Annotated in this window: 16 protein-coding genes; 10 read left to right on the forward strand and 6 right to left on the reverse strand. The window is 74.8% G+C overall.

Annotated features, from left to right (window positions below; genetic code table 11):
• Positions 1-5: 5 nt before the first annotated feature.
• Positions 6-698 (reverse strand): nucleotidyl transferase AbiEii/AbiGii toxin family protein, encoded by a 693-nt coding sequence (locus tag ACFY3U_RS25710; protein WP_387206212.1) that lies wholly within the window; start codon positions 696-698, stop codon positions 6-8.
• Positions 698-1,027: a hypothetical protein gene (locus ACFY3U_RS25715; protein WP_387206214.1), complete on the reverse strand. Its 330-nt coding sequence runs from the start codon at positions 1,025-1,027 to the stop codon at positions 698-700. The genes ACFY3U_RS25710 and ACFY3U_RS25715 overlap by 1 nt, the downstream gene beginning before the upstream one ends.
• Positions 1,028-1,123: 96 nt before the next feature.
• Here ACFY3U_RS25715 and ACFY3U_RS25720 point away from each other — a divergent pair, with 96 nt between their 5' ends.
• From ACFY3U_RS25720 to ilvA, 3 genes are all read left to right on the forward strand, one after another.
• Positions 1,124-2,266 carry a cystathionine gamma-synthase gene (locus ACFY3U_RS25720; protein WP_387206216.1) on the forward strand — a complete coding sequence of 381 codons (1,143 nt, stop codon included), beginning with the start codon at positions 1,124-1,126 and terminating at the stop codon, positions 2,264-2,266.
• An 11-nt stretch (positions 2,267-2,277) separates the two neighbouring features.
• Complete coding sequence (locus ACFY3U_RS25725) at positions 2,278-3,675, forward strand: amidase (RefSeq protein ID WP_387206218.1); 1,398 nt, start codon at positions 2,278-2,280, stop codon at positions 3,673-3,675.
• 171 nt (positions 3,676-3,846) lie between these two features.
• A complete protein-coding gene (gene ilvA, locus ACFY3U_RS25730) occupies positions 3,847-5,067 on the forward strand; it encodes a threonine ammonia-lyase (RefSeq protein WP_387206220.1) in 1,221 nt (406 codons plus the stop codon).
• A 71-nt stretch (positions 5,068-5,138) separates the two neighbouring features.
• Here ilvA and greA read toward each other — a convergent pair whose 3' ends face one another.
• Both greA and ACFY3U_RS25740 read right to left on the reverse strand, forming a co-directional pair.
• Positions 5,139-5,639 carry a transcription elongation factor GreA gene (gene greA, locus ACFY3U_RS25735; RefSeq protein ID WP_387206221.1) on the reverse strand — a complete coding sequence of 167 codons (501 nt, stop codon included), beginning with the start codon at positions 5,637-5,639 and terminating at the stop codon, positions 5,139-5,141.
• Positions 5,640-5,771: 132 nt separating this feature from the next.
• On the reverse strand, positions 5,772-6,206 hold the full coding sequence (locus ACFY3U_RS25740; RefSeq protein ID WP_387206223.1) for a DUF4307 domain-containing protein: 435 nt from the start codon (positions 6,204-6,206) through the stop codon (positions 5,772-5,774).
• Between the two features lie 131 nt (positions 6,207-6,337).
• Here ACFY3U_RS25740 and mca point away from each other — a divergent pair, with 131 nt between their 5' ends.
• The 4 genes from mca (at position 6,338) to ACFY3U_RS25760 (ending at position 12,368) form a co-directional block, all read left to right on the forward strand.
• Complete coding sequence (gene mca / locus ACFY3U_RS25745; protein WP_387206225.1) at positions 6,338-7,219, forward strand: mycothiol conjugate amidase Mca; 882 nt, start codon at positions 6,338-6,340, stop codon at positions 7,217-7,219.
• 48 nt (positions 7,220-7,267) lie between these two features.
• Positions 7,268-7,561: a hypothetical protein gene (locus ACFY3U_RS25750; protein WP_387206227.1), complete on the forward strand. Its 294-nt coding sequence runs from the start codon at positions 7,268-7,270 to the stop codon at positions 7,559-7,561.
• 303 nt (positions 7,562-7,864) lie between these two features.
• Complete coding sequence (locus tag ACFY3U_RS25755) at positions 7,865-10,270, forward strand: putative bifunctional diguanylate cyclase/phosphodiesterase (RefSeq protein ID WP_387206306.1); 2,406 nt, start codon at positions 7,865-7,867, stop codon at positions 10,268-10,270.
• A gap of 55 nt (positions 10,271-10,325) precedes the next feature.
• On the forward strand, positions 10,326-12,368 hold the full coding sequence (locus tag ACFY3U_RS25760; RefSeq protein WP_387206229.1) for a thioredoxin domain-containing protein: 2,043 nt from the start codon (positions 10,326-10,328) through the stop codon (positions 12,366-12,368).
• Here the strand turns inward: ACFY3U_RS25760 and ACFY3U_RS25765 are convergent.
• Positions 12,355-12,942: a PadR family transcriptional regulator gene (locus tag ACFY3U_RS25765; protein ID WP_387206231.1), complete on the reverse strand. Its 588-nt coding sequence runs from the start codon at positions 12,940-12,942 to the stop codon at positions 12,355-12,357. The two genes, ACFY3U_RS25760 and ACFY3U_RS25765, sit on opposite strands and share 14 nt — an antisense overlap.
• A gap of 98 nt (positions 12,943-13,040) precedes the next feature.
• Between ACFY3U_RS25765 and ACFY3U_RS25770 the strand changes: the two genes are divergently transcribed.
• From ACFY3U_RS25770 to purE, 3 genes are read left to right on the forward strand one after another with little or no spacing between them, the layout of a single operon-like run.
• Positions 13,041-13,517, forward strand: coding sequence for a hypothetical protein (locus tag ACFY3U_RS25770; RefSeq protein ID WP_387206233.1), 477 nt, complete (start codon positions 13,041-13,043; stop codon positions 13,515-13,517).
• Between the two features lie 45 nt (positions 13,518-13,562).
• Positions 13,563-14,738: a 5-(carboxyamino)imidazole ribonucleotide synthase gene (locus ACFY3U_RS25775; protein WP_387206235.1), complete on the forward strand. Its 1,176-nt coding sequence runs from the start codon at positions 13,563-13,565 to the stop codon at positions 14,736-14,738.
• A 29-nt stretch (positions 14,739-14,767) separates the two neighbouring features.
• Positions 14,768-15,259: a 5-(carboxyamino)imidazole ribonucleotide mutase gene (gene purE / locus ACFY3U_RS25780; RefSeq protein WP_387206237.1), complete on the forward strand. Its 492-nt coding sequence runs from the start codon at positions 14,768-14,770 to the stop codon at positions 15,257-15,259.
• Positions 15,260-15,746: 487 nt separating this feature from the next.
• Here the strand turns inward: purE and ACFY3U_RS25785 are convergent, their stop codons facing one another.
• Positions 15,747-20,660, reverse strand: coding sequence for an SCO7613 C-terminal domain-containing membrane protein (locus ACFY3U_RS25785; RefSeq protein WP_387206239.1), 4,914 nt, complete (start codon positions 20,658-20,660; stop codon positions 15,747-15,749).
• Between the last annotated feature and the right edge of the window lie 130 nt (positions 20,661-20,790).

Here is a 20,790-nt window from a genome sequence, read left to right on the forward strand (position 1 = left end):
CCGGATCAGACCTCGTCGAGGTAGGCGTCCCACTCGCTCTCGACGACGCCGGTCGGGCCCGTCTCGCCACCGGCCAGCCGATCCCGGATGTCGGCCTCCCATCGTCTCGCCCAGACGCGGAGGGCATCGATGTCGGCCTCGACAAGGCCATAGGAGAGAAACCCCCTAGCGTCCCGCTCGTCGATCGCCCCGAGCCGGTCCGCCAACTCGTCGAGAGAGAAGCCTGCGGTGTGACGTGCGCCGAGACGCTCCAACTCGACCCAGCCGAGCAGCCGGTTGGCCGCCTGAATATCGATGAAGTCCCGGTGCGCAGCGCGGTCGTGCAGGGCACGCATCTTGAGGCCGACCGCGTCGTCAAACGCGAGGACCGGGCCGATGCTGAGCCGAGCCGGTGGTCCGATCGCCTCCTTGAGCAGATCCACCTCACAGGCGAACGTGTCGTTCCGGACGAGCATCCGCGCCATCCGAGGCGTGGCCTCGATGACCTGCGCGGAGAACCCGGCCCGGTGGTACGCCTCGACGAGCCGTTCCACCACGGTAGCCATCGGCAGCGCGGTAGAGGTGGCGAAGTCGATGTCCCGCGACGGGCGGTCGAGCAGGTCGTGCGCACATATCGCGTATCCACCGGCCAGCACGAGGCCGAGATCGTCTCCGGCCGCGAAACCGACCGCCAGCAAGCGCCGGTGCAGGTCATCCATCAGATTCCGACGAGCTCCGGTAGGCGTCGCTCCCACAACGAGATGAGCCGCCGGGCGGTCAACCGGCGGATCCGGGGCCAGTCGCGCCGGAGGAGGCCCCCGTCCACGAACCGGACGATGTCGTCATGTTGCCCGCAGTCCAACAGCAGGCAGTAGAGCGTGAGACGCTCCCGCGGATCATCGATGTCGAAGTCGGTCGGACCCGACCAGGCGAGCCGCAGTGGCAGGCTCACCCGGCCCCGGTCGGGGCCGCGCAGGGCCGAGAGCGACTCCGGGATGCGGTCGGCCACCCCGATCAGGCGGGACGGCAGCGGGGCTGGCGAGGTCACCCGACAAGTATGGCCGAGCGGTCCGACAGCGTGAGCGACCCGACCCGCGGGCGGGTTCCCCGGCCGGCCGCGACCGGGCGGACTAACCTCTGCGGGATGAGTCACGGCTTCGAGACGCTCGCGATCCACGCCGGTCAGGACCCGGAGGCCCGCACCGGCGCGGTTATCCCACCGATCTACCAGACCAGCACGTACGCCCAGGACGCGGTCGGCGCGCCCCGGCTGGGCTACGAGTACAGCCGCTCCGGCAACCCGACCCGGGACGCGCTGCAGGAGTGCCTCGCCACGATCGAGGGCGGCACGGTCGGGCTCGCCTTCGCCAGCGGGCTGGCGGCCGAGGACACCCTGCTGCGGACGGTCTGCAAGCCGGGCGACCACGTGGTGATCCCGGACGACGCGTACGGCGGCACGTACCGGCTCTTCGCCCGGGTGGCCGAGCGCTGGGGGCTGACGTACACCCCGGCGAAGGTCTCCGACGTGGACGCCGTGCGGGCCGCGATCCGCCCCGGCGAGACGAAGATCGTCTGGGTGGAGACGCCGACCAACCCGCTGCTCGGCATCGCCGACATCGCCGCGATGGCGGCCGTCGCGCACGACGCCGGGGCGCTGCTCGCGGTGGACAACACCTTCGCCTCGCCGTACCTGCAGCAGCCGCTGGCGCACGGCGCCGACGTGGTGGTGCACTCCACCACCAAGTACGTCGGCGGGCACTCCGACGTGGTCGGTGGCGCGCTGATCGTGGCGGACAAGGGTCTCGGCGACGAGCTGCGCTACCACCAGAACGCGATGGGCGCGATCAACGGCCCGTTCGACGCCTGGCTCACCCTGCGCGGCATCAAGACCCTCGGGGTACGGATGGACCGGCACTGCGACAACGCCGAGCGGATCGCCGCCTACCTGGAGGGGCACGCCAAGGTGGCCCAGGTGTTCTACCCGGGGCTGCCGTCGCACCCCGGGCACGAGATCGCCGCGAAGCAGATGCGCCGGTTCGGCGGGATGATCTCGTTCCGCGCGGCGGGCGGCGAGGAGCAGGCCGTCGAGGTCTGCAACCGCACCAAGCTGTTCGTGCTCGCCGAGTCGCTCGGCGGGGTGGAATCCCTGATCGAGCACCCGGGCCGGATGACACACGCGAGTGCTGCCGGCTCGCCGCTTGAAGTTCCCGGCGATCTCGTGCGACTGTCTGTCGGCATCGAGACGGTCGACGACCTGCTCGCCGATCTGGAGCAGGCGCTGGGCTGACCGCGGGGAGGGTGGCCGTGCAGGACATCATGCCGACCTGGGTGGGGGCGACCGCCAAGCAGATCGCCCGGGGCGTACGCCGGGGCGACGTCTCCGCCACCCAGGTCGTCGCCGACCACCTGGACCACGTCGCCCGGGTCGACGCCGACCTCGCCGCGTTCCGCACGGTGCGCGGCGGGGAGGCGATCACCGAGGCGGAGAAGGTCGACGAGCAGGAGGAGCTGGCCAACCTGCCATTGGCCGGCGTCCCCGTCGCGGTCAAGGAGAACACCGCGGTCGCCGGCCTGCCCACCTGGAACGGGTCGGCGGCGGTGCGGACCGGGGTGGCCGAGGCCGACCACGAGGTGGTCCGGCGGCTGCGCGGCGCGGGCGCGGTGATCCTCGGCACCACCCGGATGCCCGAGCTGGGGCTGTGGGCGCTCACCGACGACGACACCGGCGTCACCCGTAACCCGTGGGACCTCCGGCGTACCCCCGGTGGGTCGTCGGGTGGCGCGGCCGCCGCGGTGGCCGCCGGCCTGGTGCCGATCGCGCACGGCAACGACGGCCTCGGCTCGATCCGCATCCCGGCGGCCTGCTGCGGCCTGGTCGGGCTGAAGCCGGGCCGGGGCGTGGTGCCCTGCCAGCTGGGCGCGGAGGACTGGTTCGGCCTGACCGAGCACGGCATGCTGACCACCACGGTCGCCGACGCGGCGGTCGGCTTCCAGGTGCTGGCCGGCCGCCGGCAGGAGAAGCTGGTCCCGCCGCCCCGGCTGCGGGTGGGCGTGTCGCTGCGCTCCCCGGTGCGCGGCGTCTCCCCGGACGCGCCGAACCGGGACGCGGTGGCCGCCGCCGGCCGGCTGCTCGCCGCCGCCGGCCACGACACCGTCCCGGCCGACCCCGTCTACCCGACGGCGCTCGGCCTGCAGGGCATCGCCACCTGGTTCGCCGCGGCCGCCGCCGACGTCCGGGCCGCGGGGGTGGCGCCGCGGCAGCTCCAACGGCGCAGCCGCCGGCACGTCGCGCTCGGCGAGTGGGCGCAGAAGCGTGGGTACGTCAAGGAGGCCGACCGGGCCGCCTGGCGGGAGCGGTCGATCGGCTTCTTCACCGACCACTCGATCGACCTGCTGCTCACCCCGGCGCTGGCCGGCCCGCCGCCGGAGGCCGCCGCCTGGTCCGGCCGCTCCTGGCTGGCGAACATGCGGGCCAACATCCGGTACGCCCCGTACGCCGCCCCGTGGAACATCGCCGGCCTGCCGGCCATCGTGGTGCCGGTCGGCCGCCGCCCCGACGGCCTCCCGGTCGCCGCCCAACTCATCGGCCCCCCCGGCACAGAACTCCTCCTCCTCGCCGTAGCAGGCCAGTTCGAGATGCAATCCCCCTGGCCCCGCCACGCCCCCACCTACCCCCACCTCCCCCTCCCCGCTTGACGAAACCCATAGGGACACCCCCCCCGCGCCCCCACCCTTCCCGCGCGATCTTGCACTCTGTGCCCCGGCGAAAGCCCCGAACCGCCTCATTTCGCGGGCACAAAGTGCAAGATCGCGGGTGTTGGGGCGGGGTGGGGGAGGGCGCGGGGTGGGGGTGGCACGATCGGGGGCATGACGGAACTGGTTGGGCTCGCCGATGTGCAGGCCGCGCGGGAGCTACTCGCGGGGGTCACCCGTACCACGCCGCTGGAGCCCTCCCGGCCGTTGAGCGCGACGCTGGGCGGGCCGGCCTGGCTCAAGTGCGAGAACCTGCAGCGCGCGGGGTCGTACAAGGTGCGCGGCGCGTACGTGCGGATCTCCCGGCTGTCGGCCGACGAGCGGGCCCGTGGCGTGGTCGCGGCCAGCGCCGGCAACCACGCCCAGGGCGTGGCGCTCGCCGCCGGCCTGGTCGGCACCCGGGCCACGGTCTTCATGCCGGTGAACGCGCCGCTGCCGAAGGTGGCGGCCACCAAGGGGTACGGCGCCCAGATCGAGATGGTCGGCAACACCGTGGACGAGGCACTGATCGCGGCTCAGACGTACGCCGAGCGGACCGGGGCGGTGCTGATCCACCCGTTCGACCACCCGGACGTGATCGCCGGTCAGGGCACGGTGGCGTTGGAGATCCTGGAACAGTGCCCGGACGTGCGCACCATCATCACCGGCGTGGGTGGCGGCGGGCTGATCTCCGGCATGGCGGTGGCGGCCAAGGCGCTGCGCCCGGACGTCCGGGTGATCGGGGTGCAGGCGGCCAGCGCGGCGGCCTTCCCGCCCTCACTGGTCGCCGGCGAACCGGTCCGGCTGCCCGCCTTCTCCACCATCGCCGACGGCATCGCGGTCGGCCGGCCCGGCGAGATCACCTTCACCCACGTCCGGAAGCTGGTCGACGAGATCGTCACCGTCTCCGAGGAGGACATCTCCCGGGCGCTGCTGATGCTGCTGGAGCGCGGCAAGCAGGTGGTGGAGCCGGCCGGCGCGGTCGGCGTGGCGGCGCTGCTGGCCGGCGCGGTGGAGGTGGCGGCGCCGGTCGTCGCGGTGCTCTCCGGCGGCAACATCGACCCGCTGCTGATGCTGCGGGTGATCGAGCACGGCCTGGCGGCGGCCGGCCGCTACCTGCGGGTCACCGTGCGCTGCACCGACCGGCCCGGCCAGCTCGCGTCGCTGCTCAGCGAGATCGCCGAGCACCGGGCCAACGTGGTGGACGTCGAGCACCAGCGGGCCAACCCGCACCTGCGCCTGGGCGAGGTGGAGGTGGCGCTGTCGGTGGAGACCCGTGGGGTGGAGCACTCCGACACGCTGATCAGCGCGCTGCGGGCCAGCGGCTACCAGGTGGTCTTCGCGGGCGAGGCGTGACACCCCGGGGGTGCCACGCCTCGCTTACCCGATGAAGGGCCGCCGGGTCGCGCGGACCCGGCGGCGGCGCCTCAGCCGGCGAACGGCTCGAAGCTGACCACCGTCACCTTGATCTCCGCGCCGCTGGGCGCGGTGTAGGTGCAGGTCTGCCCCGCCCGGCCGCCCAGGATCGCCTTGCCCAGCGCGGACTCGGGGCTGTAGACGGTCAGCTCGGTGGTGGAGGAGATCTCTCGCGAGCCGAGCAGGAACGTCTCGGTGTCGTCCTTGTCGTCGTCGAAGTAGATCGTCACCACCATGCCGGGCGACACCGCGTCCGCCGTCGGCGCCTCGCCGACCTGCGCGGTCCGCAGCAGCTCCTTGAGGTAAAGGATCCGGCCCTCGGCCTTGCCCTGCTCCTCGCGGGCGGCGTGGTAGCCACCGTTCTCCCGCAGGTCGCCCTCCTCGCGCCGAGCGTTGATCTCGGCGGCGATGACCGGCCGGTTGGCGATCAGCTCGTCGAGCTCACCCTGCAGGCGGTCGTACGCGTCCTGGGACAGCCAGGTGGCGGGCGCCTCGTTGTCATTGGTGGACACCGGCGAACTCCTCGATCGTGCGGAAACTGGCTGACAGGTGAACTACCAAGTTACCAGCGCGCCACACCCCGCAGCGGCGTCGGTCACGGCTGGCACCGCCGCGGTGACCGTTGGTGCTGGTCAGCGGCGCGTTCAGCCGGGCGCCCGGCAGCGGGTCACCTCGCCGACGAAGGGGCGCGCGGTGGTGTCGATCCGCTCCGAGGCGGTCAGGTGTCGCTGGCCGGGCGCGGCGGCCACGGTCACCTGCCGCCGGCCCACCTCGGCGCCCTCGCGGGAGCGGGCGCGCAGCTGGCACACCGCCGAGCCGCCCGCCGGCACGGTGACCCGGAAGTCGACCCGTACCCCGGTGTCTGTGACGTCCGTGTAGGTGATCACCTCGGGCCGGTAGGTCGGGTCGCCGTACCGGCCGTAGAGCTGCACCGCGGCCAGGGTCAGGCCGGCGGCCAGGGCGGCGACCAGCAGCCAGGACAGCAACGGGCCGCGGCGTGCGGGTTCCCGGCGGCGGCCGTACCGACCGGGCGGGAACACCGGCGCGCCGGGCGGAACTGTGGCGTGCGTCTCGGTCACCGGTGGGTATCTCCTGGCGTCGTTGTCGGGGGCATCGGCAAGAATGGCAGAGTCCATCTTCCCAGCCCGGAGCTGAGCCGGTCATGGCAGGTCAGTTCCGCTGTGGCGGGCACAGACGAGGAGCGCCCACGTTGGCAGAGCAGTTGCGTCTCATGGCGGTGCACGCGCACCCCGACGACGAGTCGAGCAAGGGTGCCGCGACCACCGCGAAATACGTCGCCGAGGGCGTGGACGTCCTGGTCGTGACGTGCACCGGCGGGGAACGCGGCAGCGTGCTCAACCCCAAGCTCGACCGGCCCGACGTGTGGGCCAACATCGGCGAGATCCGCCGCGCCGAGATGGACGCCGCCCGGGCGATCCTCGGCATCGAGCAGGCCTGGCTCGGCTTCGTCGACTCGGGCCTGCCCGAGGGCGACCCGCTGCCCCCGCTGCCCGAGGGCTGCTTCGCCCTGCAAGACGTCGAGGTGGCCGCGGGGCCGCTGGTGAAGCTGATGCGCCAGTTCCGTCCGCACGTGGTCACCACGTACGACGAGGAGGGCGGCTACCCGCACCCCGACCACATCATGTGCCACAAGGTCAGCGTGGCCGCCTTCGAGGCGGCCGGCGACCCGGAGCGCTACCCCGAGCTGGGCGCGCCCTGGCAGCCGCTGAAGCTCTACTACGACATCGGCTTCTCCCGGGGCAAGGTCATGGCGCTGCACGAGGGCATGCTCGCGGCCGGGCTGGAGTCGCCGTACCAGGAGTGGCTCAAGCGCTGGGAGGACCGGCCCGACAAGGGCCCGCGGATCACCACCCGGGTCGAGTGCGCGGAGTACTTCCCGGTCCGCGACGACGCCCTGCGGGCGCACGCCACCCAGGTCGACCCGGACGGCTTCTGGTTCCACGTCCCGATGGAGCTGCAGCAGCGGGCCTGGCCGACCGAGGACTTCCAGCTGGCCCGCTCGGTGGTGGACAGCCCGCTGCCCGAGTCCGACCTGTTCGCCGGGGTGCGCGAGACCGCCCATGCCCGCTGACCGGCCACGGGGCTACGCTGAAACCCCACCGCACATCGGAGAACCACCATGCTGACCGCCGCCCAGGTGCTCGCGGAGAACAACTTCGGTGACACCCGCTCGGGTGGTCTGGCCGGGCCGATGGGCCTGTTCCTCATCGTCGTCCTGGCCATCGCCACCGTCCTGCTGATCCGCAACATGAACGCCCGGCTCCGCCGGCTGCCCGACCGGTTCCCCGCGCCCGAGCGGCCGGTCGACCCGACCCGGGCCGACTCGTCGGCCGTCGATCCGTCGGACGCGGCACCGGCGCAGGAATCACACCCGAACACCCCCAATGGGCACCAGCAGCGCCGGAACGGGTAGTCGGGGCGTGATTCACGCCGATCCGGGTCGTCGCCCCCTGTTGCGTCCACCCGGATTGGCTTAGCCTTCCGCCGGGGGGACCGAAAGTCCCTGAGCCGTGCGCGGAAGGGGGGGCGCCATGACCGTCGCAGCTGCGTCCGTCCACCGCGCCGTCCGGGCGTCGGCGGACGGAGGGGATCGGTGACCTCCGGCGGCGCCGTTGAGCCCGACGGCGGCCCCGGGGCCGGCACGCCACCGCGGGTCCTCCTGCTCACCGCCGCCGTCACCGTCACCGCGCTGGCGGCGGTGCTGCTCGGGGCGACCATGCCGGCACAGCTGCCGCCCGACGACCCGCTGCCCGGGCCGGCCCGGTTCGGCATCGCGGTCACCGCGTTCGCCGTGGCCCAGCTCGCCCGGCTGCGCTTCCGCGCCGCCACCGGCATGGTCAGCCTCACCTGGGGCGAGGCGGCCCTGATCGTCTGCCTCTACCTGGTGCCCGCCGGTTGGTTGCCGGCCGCCGCGTTGCTCGGCGTGGGGGCCGCGTGGACGGCCATGTCGCTGGCCGCCGACGGGCGACCCGTGTCCGAGGTGGTGCGGATCGCGGCGTCGCTGACCGCCGCCGTCGCCCTCGCGGTGGCCGTCGCCACCGGCCTCGGCGACCCGCTGCTGGCCGCGCCCACCCCGGCGCTGGCCGTCGCCCTGATCGCCGGCTCGGTCGCCTACCTGCTGGCCACCGCCTTCCTGGGCGGCGCCACCCTCGCGCTGCGGCACGCCGTGGCGATCGGCCCGCCGGTGTTCACCGCGCTGCGCGGCAAGCTGCTGATGTTCGTCGGCAATGTCGCGGTCGGCTTGGTCGTGGTCGCGCTGATGGAGATCGACCCCCGCTGGCTGCTGCTGCTCCCGCCGCTGCTCTGGCTGCTGCAGCAGACCTACCGGCACCGGCTGCGGGCCGATCAGGAGCGGCGCACCTGGCGGGCCTTCGCCGAGGCCACCGCGGCGCTCAACCAGCTCGACGAGCGCGGGGTGGCGACGGCCGCCGTGGCCGGCGGGCTCGCCCTGTTCGGCGCGGAGCTGGTCGAGGTGGACGTGGCGCGCGCCGACGGTCGCTGGCACCGGTACCGCGGCGACGCCTCCGGCCAGGTCCGCGACCGGGACGTCGACCCGCCCGGCCGGCCGGCGACCGGTGAGCACGAGCTGACCCGGCCGCTGAGCGTCGGCGACGTCCGGGTCGGCGAGCTGCGGGTCCGGTTCCCCGCGTCCGCGCCGCCCAGCCCCCGGGAACGGGACGCCGTCGCGGCTTTCTCCGACGCGCTGGCCGCCGCGCTGCACGACGCGGCCACCCACCGGGAGCTGCGGCTGGTCAGCGCCCGGTCGTCGTACGAGGCGGTGCACGACGCGCTGACCGGGCTGGCGAACCGGGCCGCCATGCTCAGCAAGGGCGACCAGGCGTTGCGGCAGCTCGCCCACGACCACCCGGTCGCCCTGCTGCTGCTCGACATCGACCAGTTCAAAGAGGTCAACGACACCCTCGGGCACGCCGCTGGCGACCAGTTGCTGCGGCTCACCGGCACCCGGCTGGGCGCGCTGGCCCGCCCCGGTGACCTGCTCGGCCGGCTCGGCGGCGACGAGTTCGCCCTGCTGTTGACGTCGGTCCCGGTGGTCGGGGACCGCACCGCTCCGATGGCGTACGCGCTGCGCCAGGCCCGGGAGATCGCCGAGCGGCTCGCCGCGCCGACCGAGGTGGCCGGGGTGCGGATGTCGGTCGAGGTGTCGGTGGGCGTGGTGGTGGCCGGCGCGGGCACCGCCGACCTGACCGAGCTGCTGCGCCGGGCCGACATCGCGATGTACCAGGCCAAGGAGGGCGGCGGCAGCGTCGCCGCGTACGACAGCTCCCGGGACGCGGCGAGCACCGACCAGCTGGCGCTGCTGGCGGAGCTGCGCGAGGCGCTGGCCGCCGACGACCAGCTGGTGCTGGCGTTGCAGCCGGCGGTGGACCTGGCCACCGGCGCGCCCACCGGCGTGGAGGCGCTGATCCGCTGGCGGCACCCGCGGCGCGGCCTGCTGGGCCCGGCGGACTTCATCCGCCCGGTGGAGCACAGCGATCAGCTGGGCACCTTCACCCGGTACGTGCTGGACAAGGCGCTCGGGGTGGCCGCCGACTGGGCGCGCGACGGCCTGAACGTGCCGATCTCGGTGAACCTGTCGGCGCGCAGCCTGCTCGACCCGCGCCTGCCGGCGGAGATCGCCGACGCGCTGCGCCGGCACCAGGTGCCGCCGCACCGGCTGGTCCTGGAGATCACCGAGACGGTGGTGATGAGCGAGCTGGAGGTGATCGACGAGGTGCTGGCCACCCTGCGGTCGATGGGTGTCCAGCTGGCCGTGGACGACTTCGGCACCGGCTTCTCGTCGCTGTCCTTCGTCACTCGGATCGCGGTGGACGAGCTGAAGGTGGACCGGTCGTTCGTGATCCGGATGGCCGACTCGCCGGAGGCCGCGGCGATCGTCCGGGCCACCGTCGGGCTCGCCCACGAGCTGGGCCTGCGGGTGGTGGCCGAGGGGGTGGAGACCGCCGAGCAGCGGATCGCCCTGGCCGAGCTGGGCTGTACCGCCGCCCAGGGCTACCACTTCTTCAAGCCGATGCCGGCCGACAAGATCGGCGCCGTCCTCGGCACCCTGCGCGACTCCGCGGAGTCCAACGTCTTCCCCCTCCGCGCCGACGGCGCCTCCTGACACCCTGTCCCGGCTCGCTCCGGCGGGGTCGGCCGGGGGTGGATATGGTCGTCGGGTGAACCGACTCGCCGACGCCACCTCGCCGTACCTGCTCCAGCACGCGGACAACCCGGTCGACTGGTGGCCCTGGTGCGACGAGGCGTTCGCCGAGGCGAAACGGCGGGACGTGCCGGTGCTGATCTCGGTCGGCTACGCCGCCTGCCACTGGTGCCACGTGATGGCCCACGAGTCGTTCGAGGACGAGGCGGTCGGCAGGCTGGTCAACGACGGCTTCGTGGCGATCAAGGTGGACCGCGAGGAGCGGCCGGACGTCGACGCCGTCTACATGACCGCCACCCAGGCGATGACCGGGCAGGGCGGCTGGCCGATGACGGTCTTCGCCACCCCGGACGGCACCCCGTTCTTCTGCGGCACCTACTTCCCGAAGCCCAACTTCGTCCGGCTGCTGCAGTCCGTCGCCGCGGCCTGGCGCGACCAGCGCGACGCCGTGGTCAAGCAGGGCGCCGCGGTGGTCGAGGCGATCGGCGGCGCCCAGGCCGTCGGCGGCCCCACCGCCCCGCTCACCGCCGAGCTGCTCGACGCCGCCGCCGCGCAGCTCGCCAGTGAGTACGACGAGACGAACGGCGGTTTCGGTGGGGCGCCCAAGTTCCCGCCGCACATGAACCTGCTGTTCCTGCTGCGCCACCACCAGCGTACCGGCTCGGCCCGCAGCCTGGAGATCGTCCGGCACACCTGCGAGGCGATGGCCCGCGGCGGCATCCACGACCAGCTCGCCGGCGGCTTCGCCCGCTACTCGGTGGACGGCCACTGGACCGTCCCGCACTTCGAGAAGATGCTCTACGACAACGCGCTGCTGCTGCGGGTCTACACCCAGCTGTGGCGGCTGACCGGTGACCGGCTGGCCCGCCGGGTGGCCCGGGACACCGCCCGGTTCCTCGCCGACGAGCTGCACCGGCCCGGTGACGGCTTCGCCTCCGCGCTGGACGCCGACACCGACGGCGTCGAGGGGCTCACCTACGCGTGGACGCCGGCCCAGCTGGTCGAGGCGTTGGGCGAGGACGACGGCCGATGGGCCGCCGACCTGTTCCAGGTCACCGATGGTGGCACCTTTGAGCACGGCACGAGCGTGCTGCGGCTGGCCCGGGACGTGGACGACGCCGACCCGGAGATCCGGCAGCGCTGGCGGGACGTCGTCGGCCGCCTGCTGGCCGCCCGGGACACCCGCCCGCAGCCGGCCCGCGACGACAAGGTGGTGGCCGCCTGGAACGGCCTCGCGATCACCGCGATCGCCGAGTTCCTCCAGGTCGCCGCCCTGCACGTGGACCCGGCCGACGAGGACGCCAACCTGATGGACGGGGTCGCCATCGTCGCCGACGGGGCGATGCGCGACGCGGCCGAGCTGCTGGCAGGCGTACACATCGTGGACGGTCGGCTGCGGCGCGCCTCCCGGGACAAGGTCGTCGGCGAGCCGGCCGGCGTGCTGGAGGACTACGGCTGTGTCGCCGAGGCGTTCTGCGCGCTGCACCAGCTCACCGGCGAGGGGCGCTGGCTGGAGCTGGCCGGGCAGCTGCTCGACGTGGCGCTGGCCCGGTTCGCCGCGCCGGACGGCGGGTTCTATGACACCGCGGACGACGCCGAGCGGCTGGTCACCCGGCCGGCCGATCCGACCGACAACGCCACGCCGTCCGGGCGCTCGGCGATCGTCGCGGCGCTCACCGCATACGCGGCGCTGACCGGGGAGACCCGCTACCGGGAGGCCGCCGAGGCGGCGCTGTCGACCATCGCGCCGATCGTCGGCCGGCACGCCCGCTTCACCGGGTACGCGGCCACCGCCGGCGAGGCGCTGCTGTCCGGGCCGTACGAGATCGCGGTGGTCACCGACGACCCGGAGACCGACCCGCTGGTCGCCGCTGCGCACCGGTACGCCCCGCCCGGCGCGGTGGTGGTCGCCGGTCGGCCGGACCAGCCCGGGGTGCCGCTGCTCGCCGACCGTCCCCGGGTCGACGGGCGGCCCACCGCGTACGTCTGCCGGGGTTTCGTCTGCCAGCGGCCGGTGACCTCGGTCGACGACCTGGTGGCCCAGCTCAGCCCCCGCTGACCTCCCCGGTGACCCCGTCGTTCGGCTCGCCGCCCGACGGCGGACCGGCGATCGACGTCGGCAGCTCGTCGAACCACTCCAGCACCGCGCGCTCGTAGCGCAGCCCGAACCGCAGGGTGGCCGTCGAGTACGGGTCGGTCGCCGCGGCCTCGGCCGGGAGCTCGGCGGCGGCGCGTTCGTAGTCGGCCAGCCGGGCGGCGTGGGTGGCCCGGTGCGCGGCGACGTACCCGGCCAGCCGCTCCGCGGGCAGGTGCCCGCCGAAGAGCACGCTCAGCAGCAGCGGGAAGCGGATGCTCTCCGGCCCGGGCGCCTTCTCCGCCCAGGCCGTGAACGCGGCGCGGCCGGCGTCGGTGATCTCGTACGGCTTGCGGTCCCGGCGCCCGCGTTCGCCGGCTCGGACCAGGCCGGCGGCGGCCATCGCGGTGAGTTCCCGGTACACCTGGCTCTGGGTGAGCGACCAGAAGGCGCCGATCCGGCGCTGCGCGTACTCGACGAGGTCCCAGCCGGTCATCGGGCCGTCGTGCAGGAAGCCCAGCAGCGAGGCGGCGGTGGCGTTGAGCGGCCGGTCGGTCATTCGGTGTGCTCCTTCGAATCGCTTGACATGCCATTTTGTCAGGTCGCAAGATGGAGGTGCGACCTCCCACAATGGGAGGTCGACGGGGGAGGGGTGTCATGCACACAGTTCTCGTCGTGATCCACGCCGTCAGCGGCGCCACCGGGCTGCTGCTCGCCCTGCCCGTGGTCCTCGCGCCCAAGCGGCGCGGCCGGCACACCCTGCTCGGCCGGGTCTACGCCGGCGCCGCCGTCACCCTCAGCCTCAGCGCCTTCGGTCTCTTCGCGTACGACCCGGCCGGGCTGTGGGGCCTCGCGCTGCTCGGCGCGCTGACCCTGAGCTGGCTGGTCGGCGGCCTGTGGTTCGCCCGCCGCCGCCCCGCCGGCCTGGGCCGCCGGGGCTGGCGGGTGTGGCACCTCAACCTGATGGGCAGCACGATCATCGCCTTCGTGACCGGCTTCGCCGTCCAGACCACCCACGGAAACCTGGTGGCCTGGCTGGCCCCGACCGTCGTCGGGTCGGCGCTGATCGCCCGGGCCACCGCCCGCGAGGTGACCGCCGGGCCCCGGCACGTCCTGGTCAACTCCGCGGGCTGACCTCCCGGCCGTCGGCGCCCGTGGGCCGGATAGGCTGACCGCGCTATGGATTCCCGTACCGGTCTGCCCGTCGTCGGCATGGTGGGCGGTGGCCAGCTGGCCCGGATGACCCACCAGGCCGCCATCGCCCTCGGCCAGTCGCTGCGCGTGCTGGCGCTCACCCCCGACGACGGCGCTGCCCTGGTCGCGGCCGACGTCCAGTACGGCGACCACACCGACCTGGCCGCCCTGCGTACCTTCGCGAAGAACTGCGACGTGGTCACCTTCGACCACGAGCACGTGCCCAACGAGCACGTCCGGGCGCTGGCCGCCGAGGGGGCGAAGGTGTTCCCCGGCGCGGACGCGCTGCGGCACGCGCAGGACAAGCGGGTGATGCGCGAGCGGCTGACCGCGCTGGGGGCGCCCGGCCCGGCCTGGCGCCCGGTCGAGACGCCCGCCGACCTGATCGCCTTCGGTGACCAGCGCGGCTGGCCGGTGGTGCTCAAGGCGGCCCGGGGCGGCTACGACGGTCGGGGCGTGTGGCCGGTCGACGACGCCGGGCAGGCCGAGGAGCTGGTCGCCACGCTGCTCGCCGGCGGCACCCCGCTGATCGTGGAGGAGCGGGTCCCGCTGCGGCGGGAGCTGGCCGTCCAGGTGGCCCGCTCGCCGTTCGGGCAGGTCGCCGCGTACCCGGTGGTCGAGACCGTGCAGCGGGACGGGATCAACGTCGAGGTCCTCGCCCCCGCCCCCGGGCTCTCCGAGGAGCTGGCGCTGGCCGCCCAGCAGCTCGCCATCGACCTGGCCACCGCGCTCGACGTGGTCGGCCTGCTGGCGGTGGAGCTGTTCGAGGTGGCCGACGCCGCCGGCCGGCCGGTGATCCTGGTCAACGAGCTGGCGATGCGCCCGCACAACTCAGGCCACTGGACCATCGAGGGCGCCCGGACGTCGCAGTTCGAGCAGCACCTGCGGGCGGTGCTCGACTACCCGATGGGCGACACCTCGCTGACCGCCCCCGTGGTGGTGTCGGCGAACGTGCTCGGTGGCGAGCCGGGCGGGATCTCGATCGACGAGCGGCTGCACCACCTGTTCGCCGCCGAGCCCGGTGCCAAGGTCCACCTGTACGGCAAGCAGGTGCGTCCCGGCCGCAAGATCGGGCACGTCACCGTGCTCGGCGACGACCTGGACGACGTACGGGCCCGGGCCGCGCGGGCGGCCCGCTGGCTGCGCGACGGCCGCGAGTGACCGCACCCTTCGACGAGAGGCAGCACGACGTGAGCACCGTCGGTGTGATCATGGGCAGCGACTCCGACTGGCCGGTGATGCGGGCCGCCGCCGAGGCGCTCGACGAGTTCGGGGTCGGCTACGAGGTCGCGGTCGTCTCGGCCCACCGCACGCCGGTCAAGATGATCGAGTACGGCCGGTCCGCCGCCGACCGGGGCCTCCAGGTGGTCATCGCCGGGGCCGGCGGCGCCGCCCACCTGCCCGGCATGATCGCCTCGGTGACGCCGCTGCCGGTGATCGGCGTGCCGGTGCCGCTGAAGTACCTGGACGGGATGGACTCGCTGCTGTCCATCGTGCAGATGCCGGCCGGCGTGCCGGTGGCCACGGTGTCGATCGGCAACGCCCGCAACGCCGGCCTGCTCGCCGTCCGCATCCTGGCCGCCGGCGACCCCGTGCTGCGCGAGCGGATGATGCAGTTCCAGGCCGCCCTGGAGACCCTGGTCGAGGAGAAGGACGCGGCCTTGCGGGCCTCGCTGGCCTGACCGCGGGGCCGGGGTCCGGGGTCCGGGGTCAGCCGCGTAGCGGCGCGTAACTGCCACAGTGGCGTTGCTCTTCGTAGTCTTCCGGAGGTCGTGCCATTCACCGGCTTGGCCCCTTTGCTCTGCTGCCATCCACGCATCACCGCGATGAGCTGGGCAAACGTGTGCGCTGGCCTGCGCCGCACTTACGTACTGCCATGACCGAGAGTGTCTGTCGCGTCGATGGCAGCAGAGCAAAGCGCGCGAGCGGATGTGGTCAGGGGTCCGGCCTTGCTTACTCTCGGTAGCTGACGGTGCATCCGCTCCAGCTCATCGAACCGCTCCAGCTCGTCGAACCGCGCAGGCTCGTCGAAGCGGCTCGACTCGGTTCGTCAGGCCGGGCGAGGCTCGTCGGGCCGGGCGAGGCTCGTCGGGCCGGGCGAGGTTCGTCGCTGGCAGACCGCGGCGCCGTCGACCAGTTCCGGCCACTCCGCCTCCGTGGCCGCGTAGCTCACCGCATGGCGCGCAGGGCGTTCTGCAGCCGGTCCTGGGCCCGGCGGCGGCGCTCGTTGCTCGCCCCCAGCACCAGCAGCACCAGCCCGACCGGGATCAGCACCAGCCACGGTCCGAGGCTGAACAGAGCGTGCACGGCGGCGATCGCGGTGACCGACGCGCCGACGATCACCGGCGCCTGCTGGCGGCTGCTCGACCCGAAGATCAGCACCGCCACGGCGCCGAGCAGCAGCAGCACCTGACGCAGCATGCTGGAGTCAGTGGCCAGCACGATCGCCAGCGTCGGCACGAAGGCGGTGATCAGCGCCGGGCCGTACGCCACCCAGCTGGACAGGTCCGGTCGGTGCCGCAGCTCGATCAGCCCGACCAGCAGGACGAGCGCCGCGAACGGCAGCGTGTACGCCTCGGGCAGCGCCACCTCCGCCACCCGGATGGTGATCCACCAGGCGGTGATCTCGCACCCCACCACCGCCCAGAACAGGATCTGCCGCTCCACCGGTCGGCGCCCCGGCCGGCTCGCCGCCAGCCCGAGGACGGCGCCCCAGGCCGCCAGCAGCGCGGCGATGTGCCGGGGCGAGTCGTACGCCAGCGCCAGCGCGATCAGCGCGGCGGCGTACCCGCTCCACTCCACGGTGGCCGCCTCGCGCTGCGCCTCGGGGTGCCGCAGCCGCGGCAGGGTGGCCGCGAAGACCTGCAGCACCGCCCCCACGGCCAGCACCCCGAACGCCGACCAGACCGCGGCGAGGCCGACGACCAGACCGAGGGTGAGCGCGAAGAGTTGCGCCATCAGCGAGGCGAAGAGCCAGCCCAGGATCCGTGCCCGTTGGGTGGTGCCGACGAGCGCGGCGACCACGCCCACCGCCACCGCGCCGCCGAGCGTGATCAGGGTCAGCCGCCGGTCCGGCAGGCCACCGGCCAGCCCGGCGCCGCCGGCGGCCAGCCCGATCGCGAAGACCAGCACCCGGGCCACCCGCAGCGAGCGGGCCCGCTCGACCAGCGCCGGCGGCGGGGTCAGCGCCAGACCCAGCATCGACACCGTGAAGACCGCCAGCGCGGCCAGCGTGTTCTCCGGCCAGGCCCGGCCGAGGGCGACCGGGGTGATCAGCATGGTCACCGCCAGCCCGGGCAGCACCACCGGCACCGCGCGGGACCGCCGCCCGCCGCTGAACCCGGTGGCGGCCAGCGCCGCGGTCGCGGTGAGCAGCAGCGCGGTCAGCACGTGCGTCGGGTCCACCGCCTCGGGCGGCGGGCCGAGCAGTTCCGGCGGTGGCCCCTGCCAGACGTGGTCGAGCATCCGGTACGGCTCGACCAGCGCCACGTAGAGCAGCGGGGCGAGCGACGCCAGCGCCAGCAGGGTCGGCAGCGCCGCCGCGCCGAGCGCCCCGGTGGCCGGGTTCAGTCGCCAGCGGCGCGGACCGGTGCCGTCGTCCGGCAGCCGGCTGAGCGCCCCGTCCAGCAGCACCGCCCACCGGCGGACCGGTTGCGCCGAGCCGATCGGCGGGACGGTGGCCGCCCGGACCAGCTCGGCGAGCACCCCGAGCAGCGCCGCCGCGGCGGCGAACACCCCGGACGGCAGGCCGGCGAAGATCGCCGCCAGCGCGCTGACCGTGGCGCCACCGACGATCGCGGCGCTCGCGTACGGCAGGTACTGCGGCACCTGCCGGCGTACGGCGGCCACCCCGGCCAGCCCGAAGCTGGACGCCGCCAGCGCACCGGTCAGCACCACCTGGGCCGGGTTGCCGAGCTCGGCGGCCAGCGCGGCGACCGCCCCGGGCAGCGCCAACAGCGCCGCGCCGCCGGCCAGGCCGCCGATCTGCACCAGGTGCGGCGGCATGCCCTCGGTCTCGACGTTCTCCACCAGCGACGGGGCGTACACCCGGGCCAGCGCGGCCACGGTCAGGCCGATCAGCGCGATGCCGCCCAGCGCCAGCGCGGTGGTCCACGGGCGGACCAGCCCGGCACCCGCGGCGTGCAGCGCGATCACCCCGGCGACCGTGGCCCGGGACACGGCGGCCCGCGGGTCGATCGAGGCCACCGCGGCCATCCCGACGATGGTGGCCACGGTCAGCCCCACCAGCACCGGCGACCACCACGGCAGGTCGAAGGCGGCGGGCACCCCGATCGTGGCGAGCACCACCGCCGCGCCGGCCACGTCGTACCGCCAGGGCGGCGGGAGCAGGATCCCGGCGGCGACCGCGAGCAGCAGCAGCGCGACCGGGGCCTGCCAGGTGGAGCCGCCGGTCGGCGCGGCCGGCCAGCCGGTCAGGTCGCCGGACCAGATGGCCCCCGGGGTGGCCAGCACGCCGACCCCACCGCGCAGGGCGGACCAACCGGCCAGCGCGCCGATCAGCGCGCCGCCGGCGGCGATGCCCAGCACCGGCCCGCGTCGCCACTCCGGCGGCATGGCCCGGGCGGCCACCGCCACCAGCAGCACCAGCCCGGCGGCCACCGCGAGCTGCCCGCCGGGCGAGATCACCGCGGCGATCCGGGCCAGCGTGGCGATCAGCGCGACGGTGGCCGCCCCGGCGGCCAGGTCGGCGCCGTCCACGGTGAGGTCGGACCGTCGACCCGCGTCCACCTGGCCGGCGAAGAGCACCAGCAGCGTGGCGACCAGCACCAACCCGGCGACCCAGGCGTCGGCCGCGGTCCGCCCGGGAGCGAAGAAGGCGGCGCCGACGACCGCGAGCGCGCCCAGCCCGGTGCCGACGGCGTGCGGCAGGCTGATGTGCCGCTGCGCGACCCGCACCATGGCGGCGTACCCGAGGGTCACGCAGACCGCGAGGAAACTGGCCGCCAGGATCGGGACCGTCAGCTCGCGCAGCACCGCCGGAGTGGGCGCCGGGCCGGCCGGCTCGGTGGCGGCGACGAAGGCGGCCACCGCGCCGGGCAGCGCGAAGGCGGCCCCACCCGCCGCCCAGCCGGACAGCGTGTCGGCCGCGACCGGGGCGAGCCGTACCCGGGGCGCCAGCGCCACCAGCACCCCGGCCAGCATCAGGGTGGCCAGCGCGGCGGCGGTCAGCGCCGGCCGGCTCAGCGCCGCGGCGGCGCCGATCACGCCGACCACGGTGGCCGTGCCGGCGTGCGCCAGGGCGGCCCGGGTGGTGCCGGCGGTGAGCCCCAACACGCCGACGGCGACCGCGGTCAGCACCATCGGCCACGGTGCGGCCGCCCAGCCGAGCGCGAACGACGCCGGCACGGCCAGCGCGGTCAGCCCCGCGCCGACCACCGCGAACTCGCGCCGGATCTCTGCCGGCAGGGCCAGCACCGCGGCGACGGTCAGCAGCAGCGCCGCGCCGGCGAGCTGCCGGTCGGCGCCCCCGAGGGACTCGACCAGGGTGCCGCGGAACCGGTCCAGGTCCGCCGACCAGACCGGCAGCGCGGCCTGCGCCGGCGCCAGCCCGGCGCGCAGCGCGCCGCCGGCCACCACCAGGCCGCTGACCGTGAGCGCCGCCGCCGACGCGAGCTGCGGACCGCGCCGGGCCGTCGCCGGTACGGCCCGGACGGCCAGCCCGGTCAGGGTGATCACCGCGGCGATCAGCAGGAGGGCCTGACCGGGTACGGCGACCGAGGCGATCCGCCCGAACGCGCCGATCACGGCGAGGGTCATGATGCCGGCGCCCAGGTCGGGCAGGGGTGGACGGCCGAGCACCAGGGTGCCGGCGAGGGCCACCCCCGCGGCCAGCAGCAGGGTCAGCCCGGCCCCGGTGGCGGCCGGCACGGTGGCCGCGCGCAGCAGCGCGGAGACCGCGTACGCCAGGGCGAGCGACCCGGCCACCCCGTGCAGCCCCCAGGCCAGCTGGGGCAGCCACGGCACCGGGCGGGCCGTGCCGCCCGGGGTGGCCGGCTCGGCGCCGAGCACCTCGCCGGCCTCCTCGGGCGCGCCCTCGGGCCGACCGTCGGCGGCGGCGCGCTGCCGGGGGGCCTTCGACCGGCCGGTCCGGCCGACCCGGTCGGAGCCGGTGGCCGGGGCGGGCGGTCGCTCCAGCAGTACGCCGGAGTTGGCCAGCCAGAGGTCGAGCAGGGCGACCACCGTCAGCGCCACCGCCCAGCCCTGCGCGCTGGTCAGCCGCTCGAACGCCAGCAGCGGCACCACCGGCTGGGCGGCGACCACGGCGGCGAACCGGGGCGCGCGCAGCCCGGTGCCGGCGGCGTAGCCGAGCGCCACGGCGGCGGTGACCGCGAAGATCAGGCCGGAGAAGACCGCCCCGGAGGGGCCGCCGCCGATCCGGTTCACCGCCCAGAGCGCGTACCCGGCCAGCGGCACCAGCAGCAGGCCGACGGTGGCGATGGTCTCGGCGGTGGAGCTGAGCCCCCGCTTGACCAGCACCGGTGGGGCGAGCAGCAGCAGCACGGTGGCCAGCAGCAGGATTCCGAGCCGGGCCAGCGCGTCCATCGAGCTGGTGGCCACGGCGGCGAAGACCACCGCGGCGACGGCCAGCAGCAGCGCGCCCAGGCCGAGCGGGATGTTCTGCACCTCGCGCGAGGACGCCTCCGGCGGGTGCGCCGGGTCGTCGTCCAGCCAGGCGGCGACCCGGGGCCGGGACGGCGGCGGCTCGTCCGCGCCGGGCGGGACGCTGCCCTGGCGGGGCACCCGGGGCGGCGCTCCGGTGGCCGCCGTGGGCGGCCGACGGTCGGCCTTGCGGCGCAGCACCCGGCGCGGGCGGGTGGTCTGCCGGGTGCGTTCCTCACCGGCGTGGGCGAGGATGTCCCGCTGGAAGAGGGCGGCCTGCATCTTCGCGGCGATCTGCCGCTGCTCGCGGGCGATCTCGGCGTCGCGCGCCTTCATCTCCGCGATGGACCGCTCGATCTCCGCCAGGTGGTCGTGCCACTGCGGCTGCTCGGCGCCGCAGTGCGGGCAGCGGACGGCGGGCGTTATCTCCCGACCGCACGAGGAGCACCGAAAGCTCTCCACGACACCCCTCCACCCGGCTGGCCCGCACTGTGGACTCCCACTGTCGAAGCATGCCCTGCCCCGGCGAGGATTTCGACACCTGGCGCGTCCGGGTCGGCAAACTTCCGGCGGTACGACGAGACGCGCCGGC

Source organism: Micromonospora sp. NPDC000089 (assembly GCF_042899365.1).
Classification (GTDB): Bacteria; Actinomycetota; Actinomycetes; order Mycobacteriales; family Micromonosporaceae; genus Micromonospora.

What these genes read in the sequence shown, in the direction of transcription:
- ACFY3U_RS25710 (WP_387206212.1), bottom strand. Translation starts at nt 698, where the DNA reads ATGGATGACCTGCACCGGCGCTTGCTGGCGGTCGGTTTCGCGGCCGGA.
- ACFY3U_RS25720 (WP_387206216.1), top strand. Translation starts at nt 1,124, where the DNA reads ATGAGTCACGGCTTCGAGACGCTCGCGATCCACGCCGGTCAGGACCCG.
- ilvA (WP_387206220.1), top strand. Translation starts at nt 3,847, where the DNA reads ATGACGGAACTGGTTGGGCTCGCCGATGTGCAGGCCGCGCGGGAGCTA.
- ACFY3U_RS25750 (WP_387206227.1), top strand. Translation starts at nt 7,268, where the DNA reads ATGCTGACCGCCGCCCAGGTGCTCGCGGAGAACAACTTCGGTGACACC.
- ACFY3U_RS25755 (WP_387206306.1), top strand. Translation starts at nt 7,865, where the DNA reads ATGCCGGCACAGCTGCCGCCCGACGACCCGCTGCCCGGGCCGGCCCGG.
- ACFY3U_RS25765 (WP_387206231.1), bottom strand. Translation starts at nt 12,942, where the DNA reads ATGACCGACCGGCCGCTCAACGCCACCGCCGCCTCGCTGCTGGGCTTC.
- ACFY3U_RS25770 (WP_387206233.1), top strand. Translation starts at nt 13,041, where the DNA reads ATGCACACAGTTCTCGTCGTGATCCACGCCGTCAGCGGCGCCACCGGG.
- ACFY3U_RS25775 (WP_387206235.1), top strand. Translation starts at nt 13,563, where the DNA reads ATGGATTCCCGTACCGGTCTGCCCGTCGTCGGCATGGTGGGCGGTGGC.